The 17625-nt window shown below is 52.2% G+C and carries 19 protein-coding genes; 11 read left to right on the top strand and 8 right to left on the bottom strand.

Annotated elements, in window-relative coordinates; all coding sequences use genetic code 11:
- Positions 1 to 6: 6 nt before the first annotated feature.
- From hisJ to hisP, 4 genes are all read left to right on the top strand, one after another.
- Entirely contained in the window at positions 7 to 789 is a 783-nt protein-coding gene (hisJ, locus tag OGX97_RS21930) for a histidine ABC transporter substrate-binding protein HisJ (protein ID WP_003028120.1), read from the top strand.
- A gap of 186 nt (positions 790 to 975) precedes the next feature.
- Complete coding sequence (locus tag OGX97_RS21925) at positions 976 to 1662, top strand: histidine ABC transporter permease HisQ (RefSeq protein WP_235127116.1); 687 nt, start codon at positions 976 to 978, stop codon at positions 1660 to 1662.
- Positions 1659 to 2366, top strand: coding sequence for a histidine ABC transporter permease HisM (gene hisM, locus OGX97_RS21920; protein ID WP_003028116.1), 708 nt, complete (start codon positions 1659 to 1661; stop codon positions 2364 to 2366). The genes OGX97_RS21925 and hisM overlap by 4 nt, the downstream gene beginning before the upstream one ends.
- 13 nt (positions 2367 to 2379) lie before the next feature.
- Positions 2380 to 3153 (top strand): histidine ABC transporter ATP-binding protein HisP, encoded by a 774-nt coding sequence (gene hisP, locus OGX97_RS21915; protein ID WP_003028114.1) that lies wholly within the window; start codon positions 2380 to 2382, stop codon positions 3151 to 3153.
- 33 nt (positions 3154 to 3186) lie between these two features.
- Here hisP and OGX97_RS21910 read toward each other — a convergent pair whose 3' ends face one another.
- The 4 genes from OGX97_RS21910 to yfcG form a co-directional block, all read right to left on the bottom strand.
- Complete coding sequence (locus OGX97_RS21910; RefSeq protein ID WP_071941297.1) at positions 3187 to 3702, bottom strand: GNAT family N-acetyltransferase; 516 nt, start codon at positions 3700 to 3702, stop codon at positions 3187 to 3189.
- Positions 3703 to 3773: 71 nt separating this feature from the next.
- Positions 3774 to 4667, bottom strand: coding sequence for a TIGR01777 family oxidoreductase (locus OGX97_RS21905; protein ID WP_003834782.1), 894 nt, complete (start codon positions 4665 to 4667; stop codon positions 3774 to 3776).
- 20 nt (positions 4668 to 4687) lie between these two features.
- The gene (gene folX / locus OGX97_RS21900) at positions 4688 to 5050 is read right to left on the bottom strand and encodes a dihydroneopterin triphosphate 2'-epimerase (protein WP_279850731.1); all 363 of its coding nucleotides are present in this window, start codon (positions 5048 to 5050) and stop codon (positions 4688 to 4690) included.
- A gap of 54 nt (positions 5051 to 5104) precedes the next feature.
- Entirely contained in the window at positions 5105 to 5740 is a 636-nt protein-coding gene (gene yfcG / locus OGX97_RS21895; protein ID WP_279850773.1) for a GSH-dependent disulfide bond oxidoreductase, read from the bottom strand.
- Between the two features lie 134 nt (positions 5741 to 5874).
- On the opposite strand from yfcG, the gene yfcF reads away from it, so the two are divergent.
- From yfcF to yfcD, 3 genes are read left to right on the top strand one after another with little or no spacing between them, the layout of a single operon-like run.
- Positions 5875 to 6519 (top strand): glutathione transferase, encoded by a 645-nt coding sequence (yfcF, locus tag OGX97_RS21890; RefSeq protein ID WP_003834778.1) that lies wholly within the window; start codon positions 5875 to 5877, stop codon positions 6517 to 6519.
- A gap of 55 nt (positions 6520 to 6574) precedes the next feature.
- Entirely contained in the window at positions 6575 to 7126 is a 552-nt protein-coding gene (gene yfcE / locus OGX97_RS21885) for a phosphodiesterase (RefSeq protein WP_008785353.1), read from the top strand.
- A gap of 56 nt (positions 7127 to 7182) precedes the next feature.
- Complete coding sequence (gene yfcD, locus OGX97_RS21880) at positions 7183 to 7737, top strand: NUDIX hydrolase YfcD (protein ID WP_003834775.1); 555 nt, start codon at positions 7183 to 7185, stop codon at positions 7735 to 7737.
- A gap of 56 nt (positions 7738 to 7793) precedes the next feature.
- Here yfcD and yfcC read toward each other — a convergent pair whose 3' ends face one another.
- The 3 genes from yfcC to ackA form a co-directional block, all read right to left on the bottom strand.
- On the bottom strand, positions 7794 to 9314 hold the full coding sequence (gene yfcC / locus OGX97_RS21875; protein WP_100272078.1) for a putative basic amino acid antiporter YfcC: 1521 nt from the start codon (positions 9312 to 9314) through the stop codon (positions 7794 to 7796).
- A 199-nt stretch (positions 9315 to 9513) separates the two neighbouring features.
- On the bottom strand, positions 9514 to 11655 hold the full coding sequence (gene pta, locus OGX97_RS21870) for a phosphate acetyltransferase (RefSeq protein WP_003834771.1): 2142 nt from the start codon (positions 11653 to 11655) through the stop codon (positions 9514 to 9516).
- A gap of 75 nt (positions 11656 to 11730) precedes the next feature.
- Positions 11731 to 12933: an acetate kinase gene (gene ackA / locus OGX97_RS21865; RefSeq protein WP_003834770.1), complete on the bottom strand. Its 1203-nt coding sequence runs from the start codon at positions 12931 to 12933 to the stop codon at positions 11731 to 11733.
- Positions 12934 to 13272: 339 nt separating this feature from the next.
- Here ackA and yfbV point away from each other — a divergent pair, with 339 nt between their 5' ends.
- The 4 genes from yfbV to OGX97_RS21845 all read left to right on the top strand — a co-directional run bounded on the left by yfbV (position 13273) and on the right by OGX97_RS21845 (position 16886).
- A complete protein-coding gene (gene yfbV, locus OGX97_RS21860) occupies positions 13273 to 13728 on the top strand; it encodes a terminus macrodomain insulation protein YfbV (protein ID WP_003028087.1) in 456 nt (151 codons plus the stop codon).
- Positions 13729 to 13811: 83 nt separating this feature from the next.
- The gene (locus tag OGX97_RS21855; protein WP_003028086.1) at positions 13812 to 14306 is read left to right on the top strand and encodes a YfbU family protein; all 495 of its coding nucleotides are present in this window, start codon (positions 13812 to 13814) and stop codon (positions 14304 to 14306) included.
- Positions 14299 to 14976, top strand: a complete 678-nt coding sequence (locus OGX97_RS21850; protein ID WP_008785348.1) for a sugar phosphatase — start codon at positions 14299 to 14301, stop codon at positions 14974 to 14976. The genes OGX97_RS21855 and OGX97_RS21850 overlap by 8 nt, the downstream gene beginning before the upstream one ends.
- Positions 14977 to 15053: 77 nt before the next feature.
- Positions 15054 to 16886 (top strand): SLC13 family permease, encoded by a 1833-nt coding sequence (locus OGX97_RS21845; RefSeq protein ID WP_032944084.1) that lies wholly within the window; start codon positions 15054 to 15056, stop codon positions 16884 to 16886.
- Between the two features lie 63 nt (positions 16887 to 16949).
- Here the strand turns inward: OGX97_RS21845 and yfbR are convergent, their stop codons facing one another.
- Entirely contained in the window at positions 16950 to 17549 is a 600-nt protein-coding gene (gene yfbR / locus OGX97_RS21840; RefSeq protein WP_003028083.1) for a 5'-deoxynucleotidase, read from the bottom strand.
- Positions 17550 to 17625 lie beyond the last annotated feature (76 nt).

Raw genomic sequence — 17625 nt, 5'->3', positions numbered from 1 at the left:
ATAGTTATGAAAAAACTGGTGTTGTCTCTTTCTCTGGTTCTGGCTTTCTCCAGTGCTACCGCAGCATTTGCAGCCATTCCGCAAAAAATTCGTATCGGTACCGATCCTACTTATGCGCCGTTCGAATCGAAGAATGCGCAGGGTGAATTAGTCGGTTTTGATATCGATCTGGCTAAAGAGCTGTGCAAACGTATCAATACGCAATGTACCTTCGTGGAAAACCCGCTGGACGCGCTGATCCCTTCGCTAAAAGCGAAGAAAATCGATGCCATCATGTCCTCGCTTTCCATTACTGAAAAACGTCAGCAGGAAATCGCATTTACCGACAAGCTTTATGCAGCCGATTCGCGTCTGGTTGTCGCTAAAGATTCTGCTATTCAGCCGACCATTGAGTCGCTGAAAGGCAAACGTGTTGGTGTGCTGCAGGGCACTACCCAGGAAACGTTCGGCAACGAACACTGGGCGCCAAAAGGTATTGAGATTGTCTCTTATCAGGGGCAGGACAATATCTATTCTGACCTGACTGCCGGGCGTATTGACGCCGCGTTCCAGGATGAAGTCGCGGCTAGCGAAGGCTTCCTGAAACAGCCAGTCGGTAAAGATTACAAATTCGGCGGCCCGTCTGTGAAAGACGAGAAGTTGTTCGGCGTGGGTACCGGTATGGGGCTGCGCAAAGACGATAACGAACTGCGCGAAGCGCTGAATAAAGCCTTTGCCGAAATGCGAGCTGACGGTACTTACGAGAAGCTGGCGAAAAAGTACTTCGATTTTGATGTTTACGGCGGTTAATTACCGCAGGTGCTGATAAAGCCCGTAGATTTTTGACGCGTTGAATTTATGCCCGATGGCGCTGCGCTTATCAGGCCTACGGTGATTTTGTAGGCCGGATAAGGCAAGGCCGCCATCCGGCATTTAACGGTTAGTCTGAAATCAAAAGAGGCTTACTACTCCACCACACACGACAGGACAGGCAGCATGTTGTATGGCTTTTCAGGTGTTATTTTACAGGGCGCAATTGTTACGCTGGAGCTGGCACTCAGCTCGGTGGTACTGGCGGTTCTGATAGGTCTTGTCGGCGCAGCAGCAAAGCTGTCGCAAAGCCGGGCAATGGGGCTTATTTTCGAAGGGTACACAACGCTAATCCGCGGCGTGCCCGATCTGGTCTTAATGCTGCTCATCTTCTACGGATTACAAATCGCGCTGAATACCATTACCGATGCCATCGGTATCGGCCAGATTGATATTGATCCGATGGTTGCGGGCATTATCACCCTTGGATTTATCTACGGTGCCTACTTTACCGAAACTTTTCGCGGTGCGTTTATGGCTGTACCAAAAGGCCATATTGAAGCCGCGACGGCGTTTGGCTTTACCAGCACACAAATATTTCGTCGCATTATGTTCCCGGCGATGATGCGTTATGCCTTACCGGGAATCGGTAATAACTGGCAGGTTATTCTTAAGGCTACGGCGCTGGTATCGTTGCTTGGACTTGAAGACGTGGTGAAAGCGACTCAGCTTGCCGGGAAGAGTACCTGGGAGCCGTTCTATTTTGCCGTCGTGTGCGGGGTCATCTATCTGGTGTTTACCACTGTTTCTAATGGTGTGCTGCTGTACCTTGAGCGCCGCTATTCCGTGGGTGTGAAGAGGGCTGACCTGTGATCGAGATTATTCAGGAATACTGGAAGTCCCTGCTGTGGACCGACGGATATCGCTACACTGGCGTCGCTATCACCCTGTGGCTTTTGATTTCGTCAGTAGTGATGGGCGGAATACTGGCACTCTTTTTGGCGATTGGTCGCGTTTCCAGTAATAAATTTATCCAGTTTCCCATCTGGCTGTTCACCTATATTTTTCGTGGGACGCCGCTGTACGTTCAGCTACTGGTGTTTTATTCCGGGATGTATACGCTGGAAATAGTTAAAGGCACGGACTTCCTCAACGCGTTTTTCCGCAGCGGGCTGAATTGCACCGTGCTGGCGCTGACGCTGAATACCTGCGCCTATACCACGGAGATTTTCGCCGGGGCTATTCGTTCCGTGCCTCACGGTGAGATTGAGGCTGCGCGCGCATACGGTTTCTCGTCATTCAAACTGTATCGCTGCATTATTTTACCTTCCGCGCTGCGTATTGCGCTGCCGGCATACAGCAATGAAGTCATTTTAATGCTGCACTCCACGGCGCTGGCATTTACGGCCACGGTGCCAGATTTGTTGAAAATCGCTCGCGATATCAACTCGGCAACATATCAGCCGTTTACCGCCTTCGGTATTGCCGCTGTGCTGTATTTGATTATTTCGTATGTCCTGATCAGTCTGTTCCGTAAAGCGGAAAAACGCTGGTTGCAGCATGTATCCTCTAAATGATTCGAGTAACACGATGTCTGAAAATAAATTAAACGTTATCGATTTACATAAGCACTACGGCGAACATGAAGTGCTGAAAGGGGTATCGCTGCAGGCCAACGCGGGTGATGTTATCAGCATTATTGGCTCGTCAGGTTCCGGTAAAAGTACCTTCCTGCGCTGCATTAACTTTCTCGAGAAACCGAGTGCCGGGTCGATTGTCGTCAGCGGTCAGAACATTGGTCTGGTGCGCGACAAAGACGGCCAGTTGAAGGTTGCGGACAAAAATCAGCTACGCCTGCTGCGTACGCGTCTGACGATGGTCTTTCAGCACTTTAATCTGTGGAGCCACATGACAGTGCTGGAAAACGTCATGGAAGCGCCGATTCAGGTGTTGGGGCTGAGCAAGCAGGAAGCTCGCGACCGTGCGGTGAAGTATCTGGCTAAAGTGGGCATTGATGAGCGCGCACAGGGCAAATATCCGGTGCACCTGTCCGGTGGTCAGCAGCAGCGTGTTTCCATTGCCCGTGCACTGGCGATGGAACCTGAAGTGTTATTGTTTGATGAACCTACGTCAGCGCTTGATCCTGAGCTGGTGGGTGAAGTGCTGCGCATTATGCAACAGCTGGCTGAAGAGGGGAAAACCATGGTGGTGGTGACCCACGAAATGGGGTTTGCCCGTCATGTTTCCACGCACGTGATTTTCCTGCATCAGGGGAAAATTGAGGAAGAGGGTGACCCGGAGCAGGTATTTGGTAATCCGCAAAGCCCGCGTTTGCAGCAGTTTCTTAAAGGATCGCTGAAGTAAGTCAACAGCCCGGAGACGCTACGCTTTCCGGGCTTACAATTTTAGCGCGTCGCGCTCCAGCCGAAACACCCAGTCGTCGTAGGCGATGCCGTCAATCTCATACGCCTTTTCCAGTACCTGCGTACGTACAAAGCCTGTCTTTTCCAGAATACGGATTGAACCCTTATTATCCGCCAGCGCGTATGCGTTTATCGCCGTCACACCTGCATGCTCGAAGGCATACTGGCACACCGCATGGACGGCTTCACTGGCAATACCTTTCCCCTGAGCCTGTGGCATGATGGCGTAGCCCAGGTCGGCTTCCTGCGGGTAAAGATGGCTGATTTGCAGACCAATATCGCCAAGTGGCGTCGGGCTGTTATGCTCGCGGATGACGAAAGTGTGCTGTGCGGCCAGACGTCTGGCGAATAACAGCCGCGTATCTTTCGCCGGGGCGATGTTGCCCATATAGCGCATGACTTCAGGACATTCACGGAGTTTCTGGAAAAATGACCAGTCAGAAAATTGAAACAAAGAGAGGGTAAGTCGGGGAGTCGATATTATCGCCATAACGTCGCCATTGCGGAAATCTGGTCTATAACCTTACCACCACAACGGCGACTGTGAATAGCGCTTAGGGGTTATCGGATGACATCCGCCAGCGCTTCTTCTAAATCGTACCAGCGAAACGTAAAACCGGAAGCTTCCAGGCGTTTGGGCAATGCGCGTTGTCCACCAAGGACCAGTACTGACGATTCCCCCATCAGCAGTCGCATAGCGGTGGCGGGAACGCGCAGAATGGCAGGGCGGTTCAGAGCGTGACCCAGCGCGTGGGCAAACTGCTCATTGTGCACCGGGTATGGCGAAACCATATTGAAGGGACCGCGTAGATCGTTATTCAGCAGCCAGATAATTCCGTTGACCATATCATCAACATGGATCCAGGCCATATACTGGCGTCCGTTACCGATCGGGCCGCCTAAGCCAAGACGAAACGGCGGGACCATTTTTGCCAGAATGCCGCCTGCTGAGGCCAGTACCACGCCGGTACGCAGCATACACACTCGGGTTTTGTCGCTTTGCGCAGTGCTGGCAATTTGCTCCCAGCGGGCACACAGCTTGTGGGTAAATTCGTTATGCGGCGGCTCTTCTTCAGTGACTACAACTTCGCCTAAATCGCCGTAGTAACCGGTAGCGGAACCGGAGATTAACACTGAGGGCGGCGTCTCGCTCGCATTGATTAAATCGACCAGTTTCTGCGTAATGCCCCAACGGCTCTGGCACAAGCGTTCCTTTTGCTGTGCGCTCCAGCGCTTATCTGCAATAGGCTCTCCGGCAAGGTTAATCACGGCATCAATATTATTGAGATGTTGCCGCTCTTCCAGTCCTTTCCATAACGTGACCCGAGAGTCGAGAATCTGACGAGCCTTATCAGGGGTACGTGTCACTACGATTATCTGATGCCCCAGTTCCAGCAGGCAGGGGATCAGATGACGTCCAATCAGGCCAGTACCGCCGGTAATCAGAATCTGCATGTCGCCTCCCGGGTTACGTTTTAGCGCTGCCAGCTCAGCGTCATTGATACTGAGTCGGCGTAACGCAATGCGTGAAGTTTATCTATCTCGACTTCAGCATAAGTGACCCAGTGATGTTCGCGTGCGATATCGAGCACATCTTGAGTTAATTTTTCTAACAATGAGAAGCGGCTACCCTCCACGTGGGCAATGATGCTTTTGGTTATAGTGCGGTAATTCAGCGCGTCGTTGATATCTTCGCTGGTACGGGCTTTGTCTGCCGGATAGTGAATGGCAATATTGATGACGATATCCTGGCGATTAAGGATCTCCTCTTCTTTGATGCCGATAAAGGTGCGCAGACGAAGGTTTTTTATACGAATAATGGCGTCAGGTTGTGACATTGCAGGTTTCCTCCATGTATGAACCTCTGCATGATACACGAGAACCGAATTGCGTCACCGCTTCTCACTCAGTGCTTGCTGCATGGCGCGTTCCGTGGCAGGACGCGTACGGATGCGTTCGTGCCAGTTATTGACCGCAGGGTAATTGTCGAGGTCGATGCGCTGACGCTGATGGGCGTGGATCCACGGCCAGCAGGCAATGTCAGCAATGCTGTAGTGATCGCCTCCCAGCCAGGGTGACGTTTCCAGACGTTTATTCATCACGTTGTACAGGCGCTGGGTTTCAACCTGGTATCTTTCAATAGCGTAAGGGATCGTTTGCGGAGCGTAATGACTGAAATGATGATTCTGCCCCAGCATGGGACCCAGACCGCTGACCTGCCAGAACAGCCACTGCAGCGTGGTGTGGCGTTCGCGTAATTCACCGCTGAGCAGCTTACCGCTCTTCTCCGCCAGATAGAGTAAAATTTCTCCGGACTCAAACAAGCTGATGGGCCTTCCGCCATCTTCCGGCGCATGATCGATAATGGCCGGGATTTTATTGTTCGGCGAGATCAGCAGAAAATCGGGGCGAAACTGGCTGCCTTTGCTGATATCGACATGAATCAGACGGTATTGCAGCTGTGCCTCTTCAAGAAACAGCGTGATTTTGTGACTGTTTGGCGATGGCGTGTAATAGAGATCGATCATTTTCAGCATCCGTTTTGTCATGAACCGGGTCATTACAAGTATAGAGCCTGTTGGCGTGCGTGAGTTTTCATCAAGTGACAGCGAGAGAAAGACTCTATATTTTGAAAGCAAGCCAATACACTTCAGAGGACATTATGAGCAAATCTGCAATTACGCTGTGGTCAGATGCCAATTTTTTCTCCCCCTACGTGCTGTCTGTTTATGTCGCTCTGCAAGAGAAGGGGCTACCTTTCACGCTGAAAACCGTTGATCTCAATAGTGGTGAACACTTGCATCCTTCATGGCAAGGTTACGCCTTGACGCGCCGCGTACCGGTTCTTGAGATCGATGGTTTTGAACTGAGCGAATCATCAGCGATTACGGAATTCCTGGAAGAGAGCTTTGCACCGCCACAGTGGGAGCGTATCTACCCACACGATGTACAAAAGCGCGCTCGGGCGCGCCAGGTTCAGGCGTGGATCCGCAGCGATTTAATGCCTATCCGTGAGGAACGATCAACAGATGTCGTTTTTGCTGGCGTGAAGAAAGGACCGTTAAGCGAAGCGGGAAAAGCCAGTGCGGAAAAACTGTTCGCTACTGCGAGCAGTTTACTGAGCCACGGTAAGCAGAATTTATTTGGCGAATGGTGTATCGCTGACTGTGATTTAGCGCTAATGCTTAATCGCCTGGTCCTGAATGGTGATGAGGTTCCAGAAGCGCTTGCGGAATACGCCACCTTCCAGTGGCAGCGCGCTTCAGTACAGCGTTTTATCGCGCTTTCAGCGAAGCGTTCCTGCTGAAAAACGGGCCGTAATCCAGTATCATTACAAGGTGATTTTCAGCGAGGAGTGAGTGATGAAACTGATGTTCGCATCGGACATTCATGGTTCGTTGCCAGCCACGGAACGCGTACTCGAACGGTTTGCTGCAAGCGGCGCGCAATGGCTGGTGATATTGGGTGATGTTTTAAACCACGGGCCGCGTAATGCGCTTCCAGAAGGCTATGCACCTGCGCAGGTTGCTGAACGGCTGAATGAGCTGGCATCGCGAATTATTGCGGTGCGTGGTAATTGCGACAGCGAAGTGGATCAGATGCTCCTGCATTTTCCGATGACTGCGCCGTGGCAGCAAATTCTGACAGAAAACCAGCGACTCTTTTTGACGCACGGACACCTTTTTGGCCCGCAAAATATGCCGGTGCTCAATGCGGGCGATGTTCTGGTTTATGGGCATACTCATCTGCCGGTTGCTGAGCGGCGCGAGGGTATCTATCATTTCAATCCCGGCTCGGTAAGCATCCCGAAAGGGGGCTTTGCGGCAAGTTACGGGATTCTGGATGATAATGTTCTCAGCGTAATGGCACTCAATGATCAAAGTGTTATTGCACAGGTCGAGATTAATCCGTAATTTACCCCACAAACATAAACGCGCCGTAAGAGCGCCAGAAAAAAGAAGGTTTCCTGATGGTGGAACAGCGTCGTTTGGCAAGTACTGAATGGGTGGATATTGTGAATGAAGACAACGAAGTCATTGCACAGTCCAGCCGGGAACAAATGCGGGCGCAACGCTTACGCCATCGTGCAACGTATATCGTTGTGCATGATGGTATGGGCAAAATTCTGGTTCAACGTCGCACTGAGACAAAAGATTTTTTGCCCGGCATGCTGGATGCCACCGCAGGCGGTGTGGTTCAGGCTGACGAGCAGATGCTGGAATCAGCGCGTCGTGAAGCAGAAGAGGAACTGGGGATTGCGGGCGTGCCGTTTGCCGAGCATGGTCAGTTTTACTTTGAAGACCAGAACTGTCGCGTATGGGGTGGGTTGTTTAGCTGCGTTTCCCACGGACCGTTTGCGCTTCAGGAAGATGAGGTCAGTGAAGTTTGCTGGTTGACGCCGGAAGAAATTACCGCGCGCTGCGACGAATTTACACCGGACTCCCTGAAAGCCCTGGCGCTGTGGATGACCCGCAACGCCAAGAATGAAGGGGCGAAAGCCGAAAAGCAGGAAGAAGCTGAGTAAACTCTGTTCATCCGGCCTACTGCGTCGAGAAATCGAGTAGGCCGGACGCACACTTTTTAATGGTAACCCATCATCTGCGCGCCAATCACCACCACGCTGGACATAATAAACAGCAGTCCCAACAGCGTAGCACCTACCTTCAGCCAGTTACGAAAATCCACCCGACAAACGCCTAACGTAGCCATCAGAGATGCTGACGTCGGATAGATAATATGACTGAATCCGTCGCCAAACTGGAAGGCCAGGACTGTGACCTGACGGTTTACGCCAACCAGATCGCCCAGCGGTGCCAGTAGCGGCATGGTTAACGCAGCCTGACCAGAGCCGGAAGTGACGAAGAAATTAAATACTGCCTGGAACAATAGCATAAACCACGCCGCGATGGCGTTATCCAGCCCGCTGATGCCATTGGCAATGCTGTGCAGCAGAGTGTTTAACACGCTGGCTTCACCCGCCTCTCCATTACCGACCAGCAGTAAAATGCCTTTGGCAAAACCAACCAGCAGGGCAGGGGCAATCATCATTCGTGCGCCCTCAGTGAATGAGGAGGCCATGATGTTGACCGTCATGCCGTTGAGCTGAAACACGACGCCGATAATGCCAATCACCAGACCCATCGTGAAGAACTGACTGGCGATCTCAGGAATAAACCACGCGTTGGCGATAACGCCCCAGACAACCCAAATCATCACCGCGGTCAGCACCAGTAGCACTAACCAGTCGCCCAGCGTGAAGCGTCGTTCCACGACTTCGTCCTGCTGCTCGCGAAAGAAGCGGTCGGATTCATGTACCCGGGACAAAAGCGGATTCTTTTTGATTCGCGTCGCATAGGCCAGCGTGAAGGTCAGCCCGATTAGTGTAGCGATCACCCAGACCACGATGCGTAGCCCGGAACCAGAGAGCACCGGTACCCCCGCAATACCTTGCGCTACCACCACGCAAAATGGGTTCATCCATGAGCTGGCGAAACCAATCTGAGTCGCGATATAGGTAACCAGCACGGTGGTGATACTGTCGTAACCTAGCCGTACCATCAAAGGCGCTATGATAATGGCAAAGGCAACAGCCTCTTCCCCCATGCCAAACACCGCGCCGCCTAAGGAGAAGAGAATAAACAGCACTGGGATAAACAGGACCTCGTTGCCCCGCGTATGGCGAATGAGCGCCAGGATGCCGTTATCAATGGTGCCGGTACGCATAACGATGCCGAATGCGCCGCCAATGACCAGCATAAACATAATGATGCCGACAGCAGTGCCGAATTTCGAGCCGGAGGTTAATCCTTCAAACGGGAAATTCATCAGGCCTGGGCGTTCATCTCCGGTGGTGAATAACTGCACCCGGTGATACTGCTCTTCACCTGCGTCGTTGGTCAGAATACGAAAGGAATGGGGGTCAACCACCTTACGGGTTTTGGTTTGTCCATCAACCTGATACTGAACTTCCTGGCTGTCGAACATCCCGACGGGAACAACCCATGTTGCCAGACTGGTTAAAATGGCGACGAAAAAAATAATCACCAGCGTGTCGGGCATCGCCCATTTTTTAGCTGGCTGTGATTCTGTTACTGCTGACATGAAAGACTATCCCTGTTGCAACGCAAAAGAGAGTAAGTATGCGAACAGAAGAATAGTTATTCATTGATGCAGCGCATCCAGGCAAATGTTTCAGATTATGCCAAAGGGGAAAAAGACATAAAAAAACCGGAAATATCAGCTATTTCCGGTTTGAAAAGCAGATGTGTTGCCGGATAAAAGATCCGGCACACTCGGCAGATTACTGCTGCTGGGAAGACTGGATCGCGGTCAGTGCGATGGTGTAGACGATATCGTCTACCAGCGCGCCACGAGACAGGTCGTTCACCGGCTTGCGCATACCCTGCAGCATTGGCCCGATGGAGATCAGGTCGGCAGAACGCTGTACCGCTTTGTAAGTGGTGTTACCGGTGTTCAGATCCGGGAAGATGAACACGGTAGCGCGACCTGCAACCGGAGAGTTCGGCGCTTTGGATTTCGCTACGTCAGCCATAACGGCGGCGTCGTACTGCAGCGGACCGTCGATCATCAGGTCAGGACGTTTTTCCTGTGCCAGACGGGTTGCTTCGCGAACTTTCTCTACGTCACTACCTGCACCAGAAGTACCGGTGGAGTAGGAGAGCATCGCTACGCGCGGTTCGATACCGAAGGCAATTGCGGAATCAGCGGACTGAATCGCGATTTCTGCCAGCTGCTCTGCAGTCGGATCCGGGTTGATCGCGCAGTCGCCGTAAACGTAAACCTGATCCGGCAGCAGCATGAAGAACACGGAAGACACCAGAGAGCTACCCGGTGCAGTTTTGATCAGCTGCAGCGGCGGACGGATGGTGTTTGCGGTGGTGTGTACTGCACCAGAAACCAGACCGTCAACATCGTCCTGTTCCAGCATCAGGGTACCGAGAACCACGTTGTCTTCCAGCTGTTCGCGGGCAACGGTTTCGGTCATACCTTTGTTTTTACGCAGTTCGACCAGGCGAGCAACGTAGCTTTCGCGAACCACATCTGGATCAACGATTTCTACGCCAGCGCCCAGTTCAACGCCCTGAGAGGCTGCAACGCGGGTGATCTCATCCGGGTTACCCAGCAGTACGCAGGTTGCGATACCACGTTCAGCACAGATGGCTGCCGCTTTAACGGTACGCGGTTCGTCGCCTTCCGGCAGAACAACGCGTTTGCCCGCTTTGCGCGCCAGCTCGGTCAACTGATAACGGAACGCTGGCGGAGACAGACGACGGCTACGCTCAGAGGTTGCAGTCAGGGATTCAATCCAGTCAGCGTTGATGTAGTTAGCAACGTATTCCTGAACTTTCTCAATGCGCTCGTGATCGTCAACCGGAACTTCCAGGTTGAAGCTCTGCAGGCTCAGAGAGGTCTGCCAGGTGTTGGTGTTTACCATGAATACCGGCAGGCCGGTTTCAAATGCACGTTCGCACAGTTTAGTGATGCGCGCGTCCATTTCGTAGCCGCCAGTCAGCAGCAGGGCACCGATTTCCACGCCGTTCATGGCCGCCAGGCATGCTGCAACCAGCACGTCAGGACGATCTGCGGAAGTTACCAGCAGGGAGCCTGCGCGGAAGTGTTCCAGCATATGTGGAATGCTGCGTGCGCAGAACGTCACAGACTTCACGCGACGGGTGTTGATATCGCCTTCGTTAACGATGGTGGCGTTCAGGTGACGCGCCATATCGATTGCACGAGTAGCGATCAGATCGAAGCTCCATGGCACCGCGCCCAGAACCGGCAGCGGACTGGATTCTTGCAGTTTAGCCGGATCAACTTTGATCACTTTCGCTTTGGAAGAGTCGTCGAAAATCTCGGACAGATCCGGGCGAGTACGGCCCTGCTCATCAACCGGTGCGTTCAGTTTGTTAACGATTACGCCGGTGATGTTGGTGTTTTTCGCGCCGCCGAAGCTGCTGCGAGTCAGTTCAATACGCTCGTTCAGCTGTTCCGGGGTGTCGGTACCCTGAGACATAACGAAGACGATTTCCGCGTTTAGCGTTTTCGCGATTTCGTAGTTCAGAGACTGCGCGAACTGATGTTTACGGGTTGGGACCAGGCCTTCAACCAGTACAACTTCAGCGTCTTTGGTGTTCGCGTGGTAGTTCGCGATGATCTCTTCCATCAGCACATCTTTCTGATTGCTGGACAGCAGAGACTCAACGTGGCTCATCTTCAGCGGCTCAGCGGCTGGCAGAGAAGAGTTAGCACGGACGATGCTGGTAGTCTGGTCTGGCGCATCGCCACCGGCACGCGGTTGAGCGATCGGCTTAAAGACGCTCAGACGAACGCCTTTGCGTTCCATTGCGCGGATCACGCCAAGGCTGACGCTGGTCAGGCCGACGCTGGTTCCGGTAGGGATCAGCATAATAATACGGGACACGGTTTATCCTCTTTCGTTACCGCCAATTTAGACGGGTTACAAAACAGCACCGCCAGCTAGGCTGGCGGTGTGAAATCAGGCAGTCAGGCGGCTCGCGTCTTGCGCGATAACCAGTTCTTCGTTGGTTGGGATAACCAGCGCAGGACGGGTACCTTCTTTGTTGATGAAACCAGATTTGCCGAAACGTGCGGCCAGGTTACGTTCGTGGTCAACTTCAAAGCCCAGAACGCCCAGTTTGCCCAGAGACAGTTCACGAACCATCGCTGCGTTTTCACCGATACCACCGGTGAAGACAACTGCATCCAGACGACCATCCATCAGCGCAGTGTAAGAACCGATGTATTTCGCCAGACGGTGGCAGTAAACGTCCATTGCACGTTTAGCGTCTTCTTTAGTAGCGTAGTTATCTTCAACATAACGGCAGTCGCTGGTGACTTCGGTCAGACCCAGCAGGCCGGACTCTTTGGTCAGCATTTTGTTGATCTGGTCAACGCTCATGCCCAGGGTATCGTGCAGGTGGAAGATGATCGCCGGGTCGATGTCACCGGAACGCGTACCCATCACCAGACCTTCCAGCGGGGTCAGACCCATGGAGGTATCAACACATTTACCGTTACGGATAGCAGATACAGAACCGCCATTGCCCAGGTGGCAAGTGATGATGTTCAGCTCTTCAACCGGTTTGTTCAGCACTTTTGCCGCTTCCTGAGTGACGAAGAAGTGGCTGGTACCGTGCGCGCCGTAACGACGAACGCCGTGTTCTTTGTACAGGCTGTACGGCAGAGCATAGAGGTAAGACTCTTCCGGCATAGTCTGATGGAACGCGGTGTCGAATACAGCCACGTTTTTGTCTTTCAGATTAGGGAAGGATTTCAGCGCTTCTGCGATACCGATCAGGTGAGCCGGGTTATGCAGTGGTGCGAAAGAGGCAGAATCTTTGATGCCCTGAATAACGGAATCATCGATAACCACGGAGCTGGTGTACTTCTCGCCGCCGTGTACGATACGGTGACCAATAGCGGTCAATTGCGCAGACAATTCTGGTTTTTGTGCCAGAATAGTGTTAACGATAAAGTTCAGCGCTTCACTGTGAGCGGCGCCTGCACCTAAAGCCGCTTCTTGTTTACCGCCGTCCATTTTCCACTTGATACGTGCTTCTGGGAGATGGAAACATTCGGCTAAACCAGAGAGGTATTCTTCACCGTTTACTGCATCGATGATGGCAAATTTCAGTGAGGAGCTACCGCAGTTCAGAACCAGTACTAACTTACTCGACATGGAAGTACCTATTTATGATACGTGGCTAAAAAAACGTCAGGGAGTCATAGAGCGTAGCGCATGATGACACCGACGTTTATGATTAACATCATGCGCCATAGTCTTTTTGGGCACGATGGAATAAATACCTTTGAGTCTATGTCATTTTGCGTATTTTTCAGGCAATGGCATAATGTATGCCAATTTGACGACTCAATGATTTTGGACTACAGGCCTTACAGGCCGGCACAGGATACCTGAATGTGGGTATCAAAGACAAAATGTTTTGAACGATGTCCCTTGTAGTTGTTGTTTTGCACAAATTTTTTAATTTTTATATGTGAAGTTGAGGTAACCGCCATGTCGACACCGGATAATCGCTCCGTCAATTTTTTTAGCTTGTTTCGCCGGGGGCAGCACTATGCAAAGACGTGGCCAATGGAAAAGCGCCTTGCGCCCGTGTTTGTTGAGAACCGCGTGATCCGCATGACGCGTTACGCGATTCGTTTTATGCCGCCTATCGCCGTCTTCACCTTATGTTGGCAAATTGCGTTAGGGGGGCAGTTGGGCCCGGCCGTGGCGACTGCGCTGTTTGCGCTTAGCCTGCCGATGCAGGGGATGTGGTGGCTGGGAAAACGTTCTGTAACGCCGCTGCCGCCTTCAATTCTCAATTGGTTCTACGAAGTTCGGGGTAAATTGCAAGAAGCTGGGCAGGCACTCTCTCCGGTAGAAGGAAAGCCGGATTACCAGGCGCTGGCTGACACGCTTAAGCGCGCCTTCAAACAACTGGATAAAACTTTCCTTGATGATTTGTAATTGACCCCTGATTACGCATATAAAAGAAGGCACAAGATGCCTTCTTTTTTTTCATCGCAGTAGTAGTGATACAGGAGTCCCAAATGGAAATGACCAACGCTCAACGTCTGATTTTGTCGAATCAGTACAAAATGATGACTATGCTCGATCCAACTAACGCCGAGCGTTATCGTCGTTTGCAGACGATTATTGAACGCGGTTACGGCTTGCAGATGCGTGAGCTGGATCGTGAGTTTGGTGAACTGACGGAAGAAACCTGTCGTACGATTATCGATATTATGGAGATGTATCACGCATTACATGTGTCCTGGACTAATCTTAAGGATGCGCAGGCTATTGATGAGCGTCGCGTGACCTTCCTCGGTTTTGACGCCGCAACGGAAGCCCGTTTCCTCGGGTACGTTCGTTTTATGGTCAATGTGGAAGGTCGTTACACCCACTTTGATGCGGGTACGCATGGCTTCAACGCCCAGACCCCAATGTGGGAAAAATATCAGCGTATGCTGAATGTTTGGCACTCTTGCCCGCGTCAGTATCACCTGAGCGCGAATGAAATTAACCAAATCATTAATGCCTGAGGGGGCGAGCGTGCAGTGCAAAGGTTTTCTGTTTGATCTGGATGGAACGCTGGTCGATTCCTTACCCGCAGTAGAGCGTGCGTGGTGCAACTGGGCCGATCGCTTCGGCCTCGATCACGCCGAGGTACTTGGCTTTATTCATGGTAAGCAGGCCATTACCTCCCTGCGACACTTTATGGTGGGCAAGTCTGAGGCAGAGATCGCCGCGGAATTTACCCGTCTGGAACAGATCGAAGCGACGGAAACCGCCGGGATCACCGCGCTGCCGGGGGCAGTTGATTTACTCAACCATCTCAATAAAGCGGGTATTCCATGGGCGATTGTGACCTCCGGCTCTATGCCGGTCGCACGGGCGCGCCATCGTGTTGCCGGGCTTCCTGCTCCTGAAGTGTTTGTCACCGCCGAGCGGGTAAAAAGAGGGAAACCGGAGCCAGACGCGTATCTGTTAGGCGCTCAGCTTCTGGGCCTGGCACCGCAGGAATGTGCAGTGGTGGAAGATGCCCCCGCCGGGGTGCTCTCAGGACTGGCTGCTGGGTGTCATGTCATCGCGGTTAACGCGCCAGCGGATACGCCGCGTCTGGACGAAGTTGATTTTTCGCTGACCAGTCTGGAACATATTTCTGTGACCAAACAACCCAACGGAAATGTGGTCGTTATAAGAAATACCTGATCATGATTTAGCCCCAGATTGTTGGGGCTTTTTTATGGCAGAATCAGTCCATCCCTCTCATTTAACAAGGATATGTTGTGAACGGTGAATTGATATGGGTTCTCTCATTGCTGGCGATTGCCGTCGTCTTGTTTGCAACTGGCAGAGTGCGTATGGACGCGGTCGCTTTGCTGGTCATTATTGCCTTTGTTCTGAGTGGAACATTGAGCATCACAGAGGCTTTTTCCGGGTTCAGCGATCCTAACGTTATTTTGATAGCGGCTTTATTCATTATCGGCGACGGCCTGGTGCGTACCGGCGTGGCGACGGTAATGGGTGCCTGGCTGGTGAAGGTCGCTGGCAGCAGTGAAGTCAAAATGCTGGTGTTGCTGATGATAACCGTAGCCGGACTCGGTGCCTTCATGAGTTCGACCGGTGTGGTCGCCATCTTTATTCCGGTTGTCTTAAGTGTTTCTATGCGCATGCAAATCTCCCCCTCACGGCTGATGATGCCGTTGAGCTTTGCCGGATTGATAAGCGGCATGATGACGCTGGTGGCAACGCCGCCGAACCTGGTCGTCAACAGTGAATTGTTACGTGAAGGACTTAACGGTTTTAGCTTTTTTAGCGTAACCCCACTGGGACTGGTGGTGTTGGTACTCGGCATAATTTATATGCTGGTGATGCGTTTTATGCTGAAAGGTGAAGACTCCGGGCAGCCGGGAGACGGCTGGAAGCGCCGGACCTTTCGCGATCTGATCAAAGAATATCGCCTGACAGGGCGTGCCCGTCGCCTGGCGATTCGCCCGGGTTCTCCCATGATTGGCCAACGTCTGGATGACCTGAAATTGCGTGAGCGCTACGGGGCAAACGTGATTGGTGTTGAACGCTGGCGGCGTTTTCGCCGCGTGATTGTCGATGTTAACGGGGTTTCTGAGTTCCGTGCCCGTGACGTGTTGCTGATTGATATGTCAGCGGCCGACGTCGACCTGCGTGAATTTTGCAGCGAGCAACTGTTGGAGCCGATGGTGCTGCGCGGTGAATACTTCTCCGAGCAGGCGCTTGACGTGGGTATGGCCGAGATTTCATTAATCCCTGAATCGGAATTGATCGGCAAAACGGTACGGGAAATCGCTTTTCGTACGCGTTATGGCCTGAATGTCGTCGGACTGAAGCGTGATGGTACGGCACTGGCCGGAGCGGTGGTGGATGAACCACTGCTGATGGGCGATATCATTCTGGTAGTGGGTAACTGGAAACTCATCACTTTGTTGGGGCAAAAAGGGCGCGATTTCGTGGTACTGAATATGCCCGTGGAAGTCAGTGAAGCTTCCCCGGCGCACAGCCAGGCGCCGCATGCGATTTTCTGTCTGGTGCTGATGGTCGCGTTAATGCTCACCGATGAAATCCCTAATACGGTTGCCGCGATTATCGCCTGTTTGCTGATGGGAAAATTCCGCTGCATCGATGCCGAAAGCGCCTATAAAGCCATTCACTGGCCAAGTATTATTTTGATTGTCGGAATGATGCCCTTTGCGCTGGCATTACAGAAAACGGGCGGTGTTGATCTGGTGGTTAAAGGGCTAATGGACGTTGGTGGAGGGTACGGCCCGTATATGATGCTGGGCTGCCTGTTCGTGCTGTGCGCGACCATTGGGTTATTTATCTCTAACACTGCGACGGCGGTACTGATGGCGCCGATTGCGCTGGCGGCAGCAAAGTCGATGGGCGTTTCGCCGTATCCTTTTGCGATGGTGATTGCGATGGCGGCTTCAGCAGCCTTTATGACGCCAGTTTCTTCACCGGTAAACACACTGGTACTCGGGCCGGGTAACTACAGCTTTAGCGATTTCGTTAAAATTGGCGTGCCGTTTACCATCATTGTAATGGTGGTGTGCGTGGTGATGATCCCGATGCTGTTTCCGTTTTGATTTTTATGTGCCGGATGGCGGCTAACGCCTCATCCGGCCTACAAAGGTAACGTCGTCGCAAACTTACAATGGAGAATCCTGACTGATTTCATCTAATGAAAGGTGAAAACTCGGGACGAACACGTCCATAAAGTAGTCCATCTCTTCGCTGCGTCGTGACTCCAGCGTTTTTTCCAGACGTGTTTTCGCCAGCAGAAATTCGTTGTTACCGGCGGAGAGTTCTTCCAGGCACTTCAGATATGCGCACAGGGCATCGGCCTGTTTAACAATCGACCTCTCTTCTTCACTTAAGGCATGTTCATCAATGAGCGGCGCAAAAATATCGCGCAGCTCATCGGGAACCATATCGACCAGTTTTTGTTGGGCAATTTTCTCTATCGCTTTATATTCTTGGGCAATCTGCGAGTTGAAATATTTCACTGGGGTAGGGAGATCGCCGGTTAACACCTCTGACGCATCGTGATACATCGCCAGCAGGGCAATACGCTCAGCATTAACCTGACCACCAAATTTACGGTTTTTAATTGCGGCCAGCGCATGGGCAACCATGGCAACCTGCAGACTGTGTTCGGACACGTTTTCGGTGCGCACGTTGCGCATCAGCGGCCAGCGGTTAATGAGTTTCAGACGGGAGAGGTGGGCAAAAAAGTGGCTCTGCTTCATAACGACCCTTACTCAGTGACTTCAGTAACGGTATTTTGCGCAGAGAGTGCTACCGGATGCAAACCCGGCAGCACTT

Source organism: Citrobacter sp. Cpo061 (assembly GCF_030332845.1).
GTDB lineage: Bacteria > Pseudomonadota > Gammaproteobacteria > Enterobacterales > Enterobacteriaceae > Citrobacter > Citrobacter portucalensis.
Note: the sequence above shows the minus strand (reverse complement) of the source record. Positions and strands in the feature narration are given on the sequence as shown.

Excerpts from the sequence above, each read along its gene's own strand:
- folX (WP_279850731.1), bottom strand. The coding sequence starts at position 5,050 with ATGTCACAACCTGACGCCATTATTCGTATAAAAAACCTTCGTCTGCGC.
- yfbR (WP_003028083.1), bottom strand. The coding sequence starts at position 17,549 with ATGAAGCAGAGCCACTTTTTTGCCCACCTCTCCCGTCTGAAACTCATT.
- yfcD (WP_003834775.1), top strand. The coding sequence starts at position 7,183 with ATGGTGGAACAGCGTCGTTTGGCAAGTACTGAATGGGTGGATATTGTG.
- hisP (WP_003028114.1), top strand. The coding sequence starts at position 2,380 with ATGTCTGAAAATAAATTAAACGTTATCGATTTACATAAGCACTACGGC.
- yfcG (WP_279850773.1), bottom strand. The coding sequence starts at position 5,740 with ATGATCGATCTCTATTACACGCCATCGCCAAACAGTCACAAAATCACG.
- OGX97_RS21925 (WP_235127116.1), top strand. The coding sequence starts at position 976 with ATGTTGTATGGCTTTTCAGGTGTTATTTTACAGGGCGCAATTGTTACG.
- ackA (WP_003834770.1), bottom strand. The coding sequence starts at position 12,933 with ATGTCGAGTAAGTTAGTACTGGTTCTGAACTGCGGTAGCTCCTCACTG.
- OGX97_RS21905 (WP_003834782.1), bottom strand. The coding sequence starts at position 4,667 with ATGCAGATTCTGATTACCGGCGGTACTGGCCTGATTGGACGTCATCTG.
- OGX97_RS21910 (WP_071941297.1), bottom strand. The coding sequence starts at position 3,702 with ATGGCGATAATATCGACTCCCCGACTTACCCTCTCTTTGTTTCAATTT.
- hisJ (WP_003028120.1), top strand. The coding sequence starts at position 7 with ATGAAAAAACTGGTGTTGTCTCTTTCTCTGGTTCTGGCTTTCTCCAGT.
- OGX97_RS21850 (WP_008785348.1), top strand. The coding sequence starts at position 14,299 with ATGCCTGAGGGGGCGAGCGTGCAGTGCAAAGGTTTTCTGTTTGATCTG.
- yfcC (WP_100272078.1), bottom strand. The coding sequence starts at position 9,314 with ATGTCAGCAGTAACAGAATCACAGCCAGCTAAAAAATGGGCGATGCCC.
- yfbV (WP_003028087.1), top strand. The coding sequence starts at position 13,273 with ATGTCGACACCGGATAATCGCTCCGTCAATTTTTTTAGCTTGTTTCGC.
- yfcE (WP_008785353.1), top strand. The coding sequence starts at position 6,575 with ATGAAACTGATGTTCGCATCGGACATTCATGGTTCGTTGCCAGCCACG.
- yfcF (WP_003834778.1), top strand. The coding sequence starts at position 5,875 with ATGAGCAAATCTGCAATTACGCTGTGGTCAGATGCCAATTTTTTCTCC.
- OGX97_RS21855 (WP_003028086.1), top strand. The coding sequence starts at position 13,812 with ATGGAAATGACCAACGCTCAACGTCTGATTTTGTCGAATCAGTACAAA.